The sequence below is a fragment of the Prevotella merdae genome, from assembly GCF_900290275.1.
Taxonomy (GTDB): domain Bacteria; phylum Bacteroidota; class Bacteroidia; order Bacteroidales; family Bacteroidaceae; genus Prevotella; species Prevotella merdae.
This window is the reverse complement of the sequence record NZ_LT985324.1, coordinates 1,184,074-1,195,892: the sequence shown is the minus strand read 5'-3', so window position 1 is coordinate 1,195,892 and position 11,819 is coordinate 1,184,074. Positions and strand designations below refer to the sequence as shown.

The 11,819-nt window shown below is 45.1% G+C and carries 7 protein-coding genes; 6 read left to right on the top strand and 1 reads right to left on the bottom strand.

Annotation, left to right across the window (positions count from 1 at the left end; all coding sequences use genetic code 11):
* Positions 1–198: 198 nt before the first annotated feature.
* Positions 199–1,224, top strand: coding sequence for an IS110 family RNA-guided transposase (locus C9991_RS11520; RefSeq protein ID WP_106810849.1), 1,026 nt, complete (start codon positions 199–201; stop codon positions 1,222–1,224).
* Positions 1,225–1,538: 314 nt separating this feature from the next.
* On the opposite strand, the gene C9991_RS11515 is transcribed toward C9991_RS11520, so the two are convergent.
* Complete coding sequence (locus tag C9991_RS11515; protein WP_106810833.1) at positions 1,539–2,987, bottom strand: IS1182 family transposase; 1,449 nt, start codon at positions 2,985–2,987, stop codon at positions 1,539–1,541.
* A 479-nt stretch (positions 2,988–3,466) separates the two neighbouring features.
* Between C9991_RS11515 and C9991_RS11510 the strand changes: the two genes are divergently transcribed.
* The 5 genes from C9991_RS11510 (at position 3,467) to C9991_RS11490 (ending at position 11,816) form a co-directional block, all read left to right on the top strand.
* The gene (locus tag C9991_RS11510; RefSeq protein ID WP_106812640.1) at positions 3,467–4,036 is read left to right on the top strand and encodes a DUF3575 domain-containing protein; all 570 of its coding nucleotides are present in this window, start codon (positions 3,467–3,469) and stop codon (positions 4,034–4,036) included.
* Between the two features lie 103 nt (positions 4,037–4,139).
* The gene (locus tag C9991_RS11505) at positions 4,140–5,585 is read left to right on the top strand and encodes a DUF3868 domain-containing protein (protein ID WP_106812639.1); all 1,446 of its coding nucleotides are present in this window, start codon (positions 4,140–4,142) and stop codon (positions 5,583–5,585) included.
* A 123-nt stretch (positions 5,586–5,708) separates the two neighbouring features.
* Positions 5,709–7,400, top strand: a complete 1,692-nt coding sequence (locus C9991_RS11500) for an Mfa1 family fimbria major subunit (protein ID WP_106812638.1) — start codon at positions 5,709–5,711, stop codon at positions 7,398–7,400.
* Between the two features lie 309 nt (positions 7,401–7,709).
* Positions 7,710–8,777, top strand: coding sequence for a FimB/Mfa2 family fimbrial subunit (locus C9991_RS11495; RefSeq protein WP_106812637.1), 1,068 nt, complete (start codon positions 7,710–7,712; stop codon positions 8,775–8,777).
* A 45-nt stretch (positions 8,778–8,822) separates the two neighbouring features.
* Positions 8,823–11,816: a fimbrial protein gene (locus tag C9991_RS11490; protein WP_106812636.1), complete on the top strand. Its 2,994-nt coding sequence runs from the start codon at positions 8,823–8,825 to the stop codon at positions 11,814–11,816.
* Positions 11,817–11,819 lie beyond the last annotated feature (3 nt).

Here is an 11,819-nt window from a genome sequence, read left to right as displayed (position 1 = left end):
CCTTTGTTGTAAAAAGGTAGAATCGGTCTGTCGAAGAGGTAAACCAAAGATCGCACAAGTCTGAAGACTATGTTCTGTTTCGGACCTCATCGACATAGTTGCAAAGACCAGATAGAAAGTTATCGGCTCTGAGCCTTGTTAGAGTGTTAGTCCATACAACTATTGACCAATTCTACATAACTAAAATCGTACAAAGATATGAAGAATTTATTTATTGGAGTTGATTTTTCGAAAGAAAAAGTTGATGTGGCTATCATTTTTGCAGATGGACTGACAGAAACAGCTGCACGAATGTTTAACGAGTTCAAGACAACTGTGTCTGGCTACAAGCAACTGGTCAAGTGGGTGGAGCAGAATTCCTACGGCATCGACTCTTCCCTGTGGCTCTTCTGTGGAGAGAATACGGGCGACTACAGCAAGGGACTGTGCAACTTTCTCTATGGTAAAGGCTACGACATGTGGCTTGAGAATGCCAAGAGCATCAAGGATGCATCAGGTCTCAGACGATTGAAGTCGGACCGCGCCGACGCCTCGATGATTGCCGAATACGCAATGAGGAATTACGACAGAGCCATTATGTACGAGCCACTTAGCGAGTCACTTGCACAACTGCGCGAACTGTTTCTGTATCGTCAGATGGTTATAAGACACAGATGCAGCTTTCAAGTGCGCAGAGGCGAGAAGAAACTCACAATGGAGAAGTCTCCTGTCAAGACAATGATCTCGCAGAGCGGAAGGCATATCGTGTCTGAACTCAACAAGGAAGTAGAGAAAATAGACAAGCGAATCGCCGAGCTCATCAAGTCAGACGAGGAACTCACCGAGGTGTTCACCATCGTGACCTCGGTGCCTGGTATAGGAACGCAGAATGCTGTCTGTCTGATGGTATACACCGACAACTTCCGTCGTTTCAACTACGATTCAAGGAAGATTGCCTGCTACTACGGCATAGCCCCATTCGGCAAGGATTCGGGCACCAGCGTGCATTCAGATCCTCGTGTGCACTATATGGCGAACCGTCAGATAAAGTCCATGCTGACGCAGGCTGCACTGGCTGCCGTGAACTTCAATCCTGTTATTGCAAGGTACTATATGCGTCTCGTGGAACGTGGAAAGAAGAAGCAGGTTGCACTGAACAATGTGAAGAACAAACTCGTGCATTTGGTCACTGCCATGGCCAGAAACCGCCAGCTTTATACCCCAGAATATAAAATCTCAGCTTAAAATGAAAATAATGGTCAAAACATTTGGATTTTAACATAGAAAGCAGATATGATTGCTTGCAATATATAACTATGTATTGCTGCATATAGAGATTAAAGATTACATATGGTAGGAGGTACGGTCTCCGAAGAGGGCACTGAAAAAGTTAGCCCTTTAAGACTTTATTCCACTCTTTTAAATAAAAAAGCAGATTGCATTAAACATTATGTCGGTTTTGCAATCTGCTTTTAATTTGCTTTGATATGGTCTAATATACAGCCTTATAGAGGATGTAGGGCACTTATGTCACAAGTGTATAATTCTTCTAATTATTCTTAGCTTAGTCTCAATATTCTTTTGATATTTACGGCAAATATTGTCATTGCACCTTGCATTTGCATACAATCTAGCCCATACGACAATGCCTTATCATAGCCGTATACCTGTTTTAACTCCGAATTTTTTGCCTCTATCTTGTATCTCTGGCGGGCTATTTCTTTAAATTCTTGTGTCTTCTGAAACTCCAGTTGTCTTTTATGTTCTCCTTTCTTGATAGGTACACTATAGGTCTTGCTTTTAGCTCCATCCTTGTAGCATCCGTTTCTTCGTGAGCAAGTCTTGCATTTATCCACATCAAAGAAATAAGTCATGGATTGATTCCAGTTCCTATTCTTTCCCATTATTACTTTTCTGATTGCCATATGGCCAGCAGGACAAACAAACATGCCTGCATCCTTGTTGTAATCAAAATTGTCTTCACTCTTTCTAAATCCACTACTAATAGACGGATGTAATTTGGACACCAAACGAAATCCCCTCTCTTCATCTTCTGCCAGTTTGAGGTTCTTGCAGCCAGAATATGCGGTATCACCAACAACCGTGTCAACCTCCATTCCGTTCTTTCTGCTTTGCTCAACAAGCTCTTCCAACTGAGGCCCGTCACCCTTCTCGCCAGATGTGACTGTGGCAGCAGTTATGATACGCTCATCACTCATTGCGATGTGAGTCTTGTAACCGAAGAACGACGTGTCTTCTGTCTTATGCCCAACACGTGCGTCTGTATCCTTTGAGGTTGTATAGTGGTCTTCTATGTCCGCAAGCGTCTCCTTTAGCATATTTAGTCGCTGTTTTACTGCGGGCACTTCCGAAAGGCAGGAATCCGAGGTGATATGATTTAGAAGGTCCTTGGTATAATCCAACTCATGAACAAGGTCATCGTCTTCATTCTTAGCCGGAAGTGTTTCCTTTATATTATCATCCATGGCATAAAGCGCCTTGCGGAGTTGCTTCGAACGGAGTTTCAGTATCTCAACTGGTGAATACGGATTTGACCTGGCTTTTGTATGAGTCGAATCTACAATAATAGTCTTTGATGTGATGATTCCTTTCTCTATTGCTATCTCTACAGTTTTTTTGATAAGCAGGTTCATAAGATCCGTGTCTTTCAGGCGTAATCTGCGAAACTTACAAAGACTGCTTGGATTGATAACGCCTTCCTCAGGAGTCATATCAAGAAAATACTTAAACGACATGTCATAACGGGAACGCTCTACAACATCCACGTCAGATATATCGTATATTGTCTTCAATAGAAGATATTTGAACATACGAATGGGCGATTCAGCTGTACGGCCGTTATCAGGACAATATTTATTGACCAGTTCCTGATAGACAAAGCTGAAGTCTATCAGGTTATTAATACGGCGGAGAAGGTTGTCCTGGGGGACGACTATATCATAAAGTGAGCTATATTCACTGAGTGGAAGTTGTTGTTGTGACAGCATAAGTACCTTGGATTTTATTCCTTAAAGGTACAAAAAAATCTGCACATAGCCAAATTATGTGCAGATTATAATTGATAAATATATCGCAAGGGACTTTTTCAGTGCCCTCTTCGGAGACCGTACCTCCTACTCTTAGTGTAAATAAAACCCATTAATAGCCTTTACACATGTTCAATCGTCATAAATACCTATCGGGGGGGGGTAATTATGGGTTGTTTAGTGTCAAATGTACCCTTTTTTTGCTGCTGCAAACGTTTTCATGCAAAATGTAACGGTTTTCACGTATTTTTTTATACGACCTATTAAATTTCCTAATATCTTTGCAAACGCACAAGACAAAATAAGATTTGATTCTCACAAAACTACAACAAATGTGACTCATACAACAACAATGTGACATGGACATTTTAAATATGGAATTCATATCTTACTTAAACCGATAGTAATATTTAATTAGATAAAATAAAAAGCCTAAAACGATGAAGCATTCATACATATTAGGAATGGCAATGGGGCTACTTGCAACGACTGGCACAGTTAAGGCACAGGACGTGGCATTGAAGACCAATCTCTTGGGCTGGGCTACAACATCGCTCAACGCTGGTGTGGAGATAGGTACAGCCGAGAAGCAGACGGCACAGGTGTTTGCTACGCTCAACCCGTGGACTTTCTCAGGAGAGAAGAGGGTGCGCATTTGGAACATCGAGCCCGAATATCGCTGGTGGACTTGCCAACGCTTTGGAGGCAGCTTCTTTGGTGTGCACGCTCTGGTAGGCGAGTACAACGTCAAGAATGTTGACCTGCCCTTCGGCACCCTGGCCAAGACCAAACGCGGACGCCACTACGAGGGATGGTACGTGGGAGCTGGTGTAACTTACGGCTACCAATGGTTGCTGTCGCGACATTGGAACCTCGAGGCTTCGCTTGGTGTGGGCTACGCCTACAGTCCGTACAAGCTCTACGGACGTTGCGCCAAGTGTCTTAAGGACTCGCACCGCAACTATGTGGGACCTACCAAGGCGGCAATAAGCTTTGCCTACATATTCTAATATATAGAGAATTAAGAGAAAAAGATTTAAACCAGAGGCTTTTTACACAGAAAAAACTCTAAGTATAGAATCTTCAATAGACAATATAACAAACCCAGGAGTTATGAAGACCAATTCATTGACACGCATTTTTCTGACATGTCTCATGGGAGCAGCCACTTGCAGCTCTGCCATGGCGCAGACCGTTGCTTCGGGTGCCGTGACTATTGACAACGTGCAGACTAATGTAGAGAACAAACGGGTGGATGTTGCGTTCAGACTGAACCTCAACAACCTTAAGCTCAAGGCCGAGCAGCAACTTATACTTACTCCGTTGCTTGCCGCCGACGGCGACACTACTGCTTTGCAGCCTATCATCATCAACGGTCGTTCGCAGCAGATTCGCATGCAGCGTGCCGGCAAACTCAACGCCAAGAACACGAATGGCGAGCAGCCTATCGTTGTGTTGCGCAAGAATGGTACCGAGCAGAGCATTATCTACAGCCAGTCGGTAGAGCGTATGCGCCCCGTTGAGGCTGATCAGCTGCAGGTGCTTGCCGCACAAGACCTTTGCGGATGTGGCGACCTTAAGAATCAAGACCGCACGCTTATCACCACCATCGACAACCTTGGCGCTTGGATGCCAGCCCTTGCATTTGTTAAGCCAGCTGCCGAGGCACGCAAGCAACGCGCCGAGAAAGGCGAGGCTTACCTAAGCTTCCGCGTTAACAAGACCGACATCGTGGTTGACCTGTTCGACAACTCACGCGAATTGGCAAAGATTACAAAGACCATCGACCTTGTGCGCGAGGACAAGAACGTGCAGATTACGGGCATAAACATTCATGGTTTTGCCTCGCCCGATGGTCCTTACGCCAACAACGAGCGATTGGCTCGCGAGCGTGCCGCTTCGCTAAAGAATTATGTGGCAAATCTTTATCCTATCAACGCCAAGCTGTTCAGCTCAAACTCTACACCTGAGGACTGGGACGGATTCCGCCGCAAGGTGCAGCAGTCTAACTTGGCTAACAAGGAGGAGATAATAAAAATTTCGAACTCGAGCCTTGCGCCCGACGACAAGGACAAGCGCATACGCCAGCTCTATCCGCACGACTATGCCGTGATAATGAGCGACATCTATCCGCGCTTGCGCCATAGCGACTACACCGTGAGCTATACGGTAAGGCCTTTCTCGGTTGAGGAAGCCAAACAGATACTTAAGACTCGTCCGCAGCAGTTGTCGCTTCAGGAGATGTTTCTGGTGGCACAGACAATGGAGCCGGGTTCGGCAGAATTCAACGAGGTGTTCGACATTGCCGTGCGCATGTTCCCCGACGACCCAACTGCCAACCTTAATGCTGCATGTGCCGATCTTCAACGCCGCGACATCGCGTCGGCTGAGAAGCATCTGCAGAAGGCCGACAACTCGGCTGCAGCCCTTAACGCGCGTGGCGCTCTGGCTGTAATGAAAAAAGACTATCAGTTGGCTCGTCAGCTGTTTGCCGATGCAGCTGCCGCTGGTTCGGAGGACGCAAAGGCTAACGCACAGCGCATAGCCAACGCCAAATAATACATTCAAAATATTTATCTATAGAAAAAACAGGGTAGGGTGCCGCCAAAAAGCATCCTTCCCAACCACGTTACGATCAAAATTTTTAAGTTAAACAATTATATTCACTAAATTCTTTTTATTATGAAGAATGTTAAAAATCTATTCGGAATGGCTGTAATGGCTACAGCCTTGGTAGGTTGCTCAAGCAACGACAACCTTAATCCTAATCCTAACGAGGGTGCAGGTAAGGCTGGTACTGCGTATGCTTCGTTCAAGATCAATCTGCCGACAACAAGCGGTACACGTACTGATGGTGATCCTTCATTTGTTGAAGGCGATGCTAAGGAGTATGAGGTAAAGAATGGTACAATTCTTATCTTCGACGCTTCTACTGATAAGTTTGTTACAAGTGCCGAGCTTGGAAACATGAACCCTTGGACTGCAGATACAGATAATAATGGTGTAACAACTGCGGCTATTGCTACTGTAAAGCTCAAGGATGTTTCAACAACTGACAGCTATAAGGCATTGGTGCTCCTTAATAATTATAATGAGGATAGCTCTAATAGAAAAGTAACATTGCCTACTATTGCAGACACATACGCTGATTGGAGTAAGGATTATACAAAGGTAATAGTTAATAACTATAAGAAGTCGACAGATGGTATCTTTATGGCAAATGCTCCAGAGCATAAATCAGCAACAGATTTGCCAACTCTTGTAGACGTTAAGTATATTTGCGCATCACCTGAGGAAGCTCAGGCTAAGGCAGCAACTACAGTTCACGTAGAGCGTGGTTTGGCTAAGGTTACAATGGAGACGTTTACACCAGGTGGTTACGATATCAGTGGTGGCACATACGATGGTGGTAAGGTTGAAATCGAGAACTGGAAGCTCGACGTAACCAATACTAAAACATTCCCTGTTCATCAGATTGGTGGTTTGACTACAGATTATGATGGTATATGGAGTAAAGATCGTTTCTATGACACCAAGCCATCCTCTACTTTCAAACGTGTATATTGGGGTGTAGACCCGAATTATTCTAATGCTGATTTCCAGGTTTTGGCAAACTGCAAGAATGAGTTCAATATGATTGCTAATGGTGATGTTGATGGTGTTGCAGGTACGCCTCAGTATTGTCTTGAGAACACCTTCAATCTTGCTAATATGAAGCAGGGCCAGACTACACGTGTTGTGTTTAAGGCAAAGTTCACTCCTAAGGACTTTACAGCACCTGTGACATTCTATAAGATTGGTAACAATACCGCTATCTGGAGCAAAGTTAAGCTTGAACAGCAGATTAAGACCGTTGCTCTAACACTTATGGGTATTACTGATGCTGCTGAGCAGGATAAATATGGTGTAGATCTTTCTAAGGGCACAGATATTAGTGGTAAGGCTGGTCAGCACCTTATAGCTAAAGAAAATATTACATTCGATAATGGAACTGCCACCCCTGTTACTACGTCACAGGTTACAGATGAAATTGTTGATAAAATCAACAAGAAACTTGGTTTGACCGCTACTACAGGTATCTCAACATACCTCAATGGTGAGGCTTACTATATCGCCCGCATCAAGCACTTCAACGAGTTGACTCCTTGGAATGCTGGCGAAGCTTATGGTACAGAAAACGCCAAGTACCTCGGTCGCTATGGTGTTCTCCGCAACAACTGGTATTCACTTTCTGTACATAGCGTTAGCGGTCTTGGTTATCCTGAGGTTCCTGAGGTTAAGCCTGATCTTCCAGACGACGAGAACAATCAGTACATCAACGTTGAGGTTAAGATCCTTGACTGGGCTTTGCGCAAGCAGGTAATCGACCTCTAATCAATATTGCGCGTCCTCTTATCAGGGCCGCAAGAACCCTAATAAGTAACAGTTCAGAATTATCTTTACATATAGTAGGAGGGTATGGCATCCTTGCCATACCCACTAAATCGGCAGGACACTCATTACAGAGTAGGTATGGCAGGGATGCCATACCCTCCTACAGATTGCCACTCATATATAAAGCTAAAAATGAACACGTACTTATCTTAGGAGGTACGGCTCATGCAGCCGTACTTCCTTTGATACCTTCATTTTGAATATTTATATTATTTACCAACAACTCTAATTAAATTAACGGCAAACATTATGTTTCACGGACTGGTTAAATCTATATGCTCACTCCTCGCCTTTGCACCATTGCTGGCTTCGTGCTCGCTGATGCACGACGACCTTGAGCCATGCGACAATGGCGCTTACCTGCACTTCCGCTACGACTACAACACGCAGCGCGCCGACCTCTTCAACGACCATGTTGGAGGCGTTGTTGTCATGGTGTACGATAAGGACGGCAAGTTCCTCTTCCGTCAGGACGCTTTTAATACCAATAGCGACGCTCCTATCCGCCGTCACGACTTTGCCGTACATCTTAATCTGCAGCCTGGCGAATACCAATTCCTCGCCATTGCAAAGCAGAAACGTTACGAGGACGCTCTGGCCACACCTGGAGCCAAGTTCCGCATCCACAACCATGTGGAAGGCGAGGACATGACTGCCTTCAACACCATGCTCGACCGCAACGAGGCGGGCGAAATAGACGAGGTGGATTGCTCGGCTCCGCTCGACACGCTGTGGATTGGCCGCTCTCAACACCTTACAACCGTGTACGACCTTAAGGGAACACACGACACCATCTCCCTGGTGCGCGACACCAAGCAGCTCACTATCTCGCTGCACCAAATAGACGCACCCGAGAAAATCTCTGCCGACGACTTCGGCTACGAGGTAATAGCCGACAACGGCTTGATTAACTACGACAACTCTTTGGCAAGCGACTCTAAGCTTCGCTACACGCCTTTCCATACATGGACCACCGAGTTCAAGGACGAGACCGGAAACGTTAAGGAGCGCACGGCTCATGCCGGACTGATGCTCTCGCGCCTGGTCTACTTCCCACCCGAGGAGAACAACCGCAACGCCATGCTGCATATATATAATAAGGTGTCGGGCAAGACTATCGCCCTGATCAACCTGCCAGACATTCTGCAGCAGGGACGCGACGCTTATGCCTCGCAAAACTACGGCATTCAGGAATATCTGGACCGCGAGTACGACTACCGCCTCGACTTCTTCCTCATCGGAACCGAGTGGCAATACGTAAACCTTTCGGTAGGTGTGCTCGACTGGGCTAAGCGCATTCAGCGCGTAAGCTTGTAGAATTAAATAAAACTTCTGAATTTGAACCTAATAATAATTAGAACGATGAAACGACTTGCAGACATACTCCTTTCTCTTGCTGCCCTGTTGTTGTTGGCAGCATGCACAGATGATGCCGATGTGTACAACACCCCGGCTTCATCCGAGGGCAATCTGTGTGTCTATGTGCCAGTTACTCGCGAGGGCGATGAGGTTAAGAGCAGTCTCGACCCAAGCAACCCTACATACAATGCCTCTGTAGACGAGTGCCAGATAAACGACCTTCATCTTTATGCCTTCCCCGTTGAGGGCAAAGGCACATTTCTGTCGCAGGACCTTCCATCGCCCGAAGCAAGCAATATGCTCGACGAGAATGTTGCTTTTTATCAGCTACAGATTAAGCCTGGCGAATATCGTGTGTATGTGGTGGCCAACATGAACGATGTGCTCAAAGACACGCCCATCAATACCGAGGAGGATTTGAAGAAAGTGGTGTTGAGCTATAATCCGATGTCAAAGTCAGGCATGCTGCCCGTAGCCAAGAATATCCCTATGATATACGATCCTACAAAGGCAGCCGACGGCTCAACTACCGTCGTTACCATTAAGAATTCTGCCACAAATCCTCAGAAAGTGGCGGCTAATCTGCAATTTTCGTGTGTCAAGGTGTGTCTTAATCTTGTTTACGACCCTGATGCCGAAGGCGTTAGTTCGGCGCTTAAGAAAGGATTGCAGATTACTGATGTTAAAGCCGAGCGTCTATCGCCTGAGACAAAGCTGGTGTGGGATGGAAAATTCAGCAATCCAAACTTGGATGCTGGTAGCATTTATGCCAAGGGACTTGATCCTACTACATTATACCCTAACTCTACAGCTTCTACCGCTAATGGTGCTTACTATTCTAAGTGGACAGAGAACACAAACAATGCTAATGTCAATGACCAGAATATTGTCACGGTAGATCCTAAGGATGTTGTTAACCCCGTAAAACCTAAGGAGCCGTGGCTCTTCCGTGCCACATATTACCTGCCCGAGCGTTACGTGGCAGATTCTTTGCAGCAGTCGGCATTGAAGATAGGCGGAAAAGTAGCAGGCCACAACAACAGCTACAACATCAAACTTGGACATCGTCAGGACGAAAAATCTACAACCGAAGTTCCAACTTTCCCACGCGGCACATACTACGAGATTGTAGGACGCATAAAGAGTCTGGGCAACATCGACCTCGATTGTGTGGTAGGTGTAAAGGATTGGGAACCGGCAGAGGTGGATGCTGACTTTACACATACTACGCTTTGGGTTTCGAAGACAAAAGCCGAGGTAAAGTCGCTGCAAGACGACTACATCGATTACGTAACAAATGCCGATCCAAGTACCTTGAAATTTGAATGTATATCTAAGGTTAATAAGACAACGTTAGGCGATTTGGAGATAATTAAAGTAGAAAACTATCCAGCAACCAAGCGTCTAAAATTCAGTATAAATCCTGAACTTTCGATTGCCGACTTTGGTACTAAAACTGAAGGCGACGCCAAGGTGTCGATAAAGGTAAACAACCTAAAGAAGTATCTTAATGTTCATTACAACGTTACGCCATATTTCAAGGTAGATCCAGTGGATATTGTTATCTTCTACGATAAAGGTAATACAGCTGAGTTGACTAAATCGGTGAAGTTTACTACCAACCTTGGTGGTATTAAGTTCCCTGATGGCTGGACGGTTTCTGGCGGCGGACATGATGTTACGTATGCTAATTCGACAATAAACATCAAGTGCAAAAATACTCAATCGGCAGAAGGCACATTTACTATTACGGCTACATCCGACCCTCAGACAACAACCACACATACGTTTACGGTAAAGTCGATTGAAAAGTATAAAGACGCAGACGGTAATGAAAAATATATGGAGCAACCGGTACGTGTAACGGTGCGTCCGCCAAAGGGTAACTACTTTATATATATGCGAGCCATAAACGACTTGGTATGGTGTAAGGGTGACAGTAATGATGACTATCAGCATAATTTAATGCTTGATGAGGATTCTCGTTTGGGTACTGTAAGCAACAACTGGCGTGACGGTTGGTGGGAAGCGCAAAAGGAAGTGTCAAATGATAATTGGCAGAATGTTACGTGGGATGAAGACTTTTCTCCGCATAACGACTACCATTATGTTTACGTCTATACACAGATAGGTGAGACAAAACCTGGTACAGGTTCTCAGGATAGAACAACAAAGGAATGGTATTTCGTAAAACCCGACCGCGGAGATTTTACTCGCCACACTGTTTCGAATGGTGATGATAGTGGCTTTGGCACCGAGGAATGGTGGCCAGGACACTCGATGAAAGCCGACGGAAACAACCCAGGTTGGTACTATTTAAGTATTCCAACAAATCAAATGTCGGTAGGAAAAAAGGTAGCTAAGGAGGATAAGATGATAAATCCAGGACAAACTCTGTTGATTTTCAGCAATGGTACATACCTTAGCAAGGGCTTCCAGTCGCATCGTTTCACTCATCACAACGACCCTGGCATCACACTCTTCAACTATGAGGACAATGAAGGCTGGTATCTGTATGACCCAACATCAGATCCATACTACAAAGTATTCGACGAGAAACCCACTATAGTAGACGTGGAATATACCATATACACCAAGTACGACAAAATATCGGGATGGTTCGTTAATTATGGTGTCAAAAACGGAGGTGGAACCGAGCAATTCGAAATGAAGAGTGACAACCCTAATGTTGTTAACGAGTTTACGTGCGTATACTACGGAGACGACCCAAGTGATAATAAAGCTTGGTACAAGACCATACTCCACCTCAAAGCTCCTTTGGGGGAGTATGATAAAAACTTGCATGTGAATATAAAAAATTCATCCGGTTTAGTATATGATAAACCGTTGCTGTTTGACGGCGATAGCTATCCTGTAACAGGAACGGTAAAAAGAACGATTAACGGTCGCGAATGTGTGCGCTATGTGATAGAAGGCTCATACGATCCGGGCTCAGGCGCAAAGTTCTGGAAGAAGGGACGCCCTACTATAAAGTAACAA

Bases quoted from the DNA above. Each gene is read 5' to 3' on its own strand.
- C9991_RS11520 (WP_106810849.1), top strand. From the start codon at position 199: ATGAAGAATTTATTTATTGGAGTTGATTTTTCGAAAGAAAAAGTTGAT.
- C9991_RS11515 (WP_106810833.1), bottom strand. From the start codon at position 2,987: ATGCTGTCACAACAACAACTTCCACTCAGTGAATATAGCTCACTTTAT.
- C9991_RS11510 (WP_106812640.1), top strand. From the start codon at position 3,467: ATGAAGCATTCATACATATTAGGAATGGCAATGGGGCTACTTGCAACG.
- C9991_RS11505 (WP_106812639.1), top strand. From the start codon at position 4,140: ATGAAGACCAATTCATTGACACGCATTTTTCTGACATGTCTCATGGGA.
- C9991_RS11500 (WP_106812638.1), top strand. From the start codon at position 5,709: ATGAAGAATGTTAAAAATCTATTCGGAATGGCTGTAATGGCTACAGCC.
- C9991_RS11495 (WP_106812637.1), top strand. From the start codon at position 7,710: ATGTTTCACGGACTGGTTAAATCTATATGCTCACTCCTCGCCTTTGCA.
- C9991_RS11490 (WP_106812636.1), top strand. From the start codon at position 8,823: ATGAAACGACTTGCAGACATACTCCTTTCTCTTGCTGCCCTGTTGTTG.